1 protein-coding gene is annotated in these 391 nt (G+C 52.4%); it reads left to right on the top strand.

Annotation, left to right across the window (positions count from 1 at the left end):
• A partial coding sequence (locus tag D7Y13_RS50285; RefSeq protein WP_500683220.1) for an amino acid--tRNA ligase-related protein occupies positions 1-391 on the top strand: 391 nt, incomplete at both ends.

The following is a 391-nucleotide window of genomic DNA, read 5'->3' as shown; positions in this document are numbered from 1 at the left end:
ATCGCTACTACCAGATCGCCCGCTGCTTTCGCGACGAAGATCTGAGAGCCGATCGCCAGCCAGAATTTACGCAGCTTGATATGGAAATGAGCTTTATGACGGTCGAGGAAATCATCGACCTGAACGAAAAGCTGGTCTGCCACATCTTCAAGAGCATCAAATCGATCGATCTGCCGTGCCCGTTCCCCCGTCTCACCTATCCCGAGGCAATGGATCGCTACGGCAGCGACAAACCCGATACTCGCTACGGATTAGAGCTGGTTGATGTTTCAGACCTGCTGAAAGACTCTGGATTCAAGGTTTTCTCCAGCGCAGTTGCTAGCGGTGGCATCGTCAAAATTCTGCCGATTCCCGGCGGCAACAACGCGATCTCAAATGTGCGGATTAAACC

The organism is Corallococcus praedator (assembly GCF_003612125.1).
Lineage (GTDB): Bacteria > Myxococcota > Myxococcia > Myxococcales > Myxococcaceae > Corallococcus > Corallococcus praedator.
Note: the sequence above shows the minus strand (reverse complement) of the source record. Positions and strands in the feature narration are given on the sequence as shown.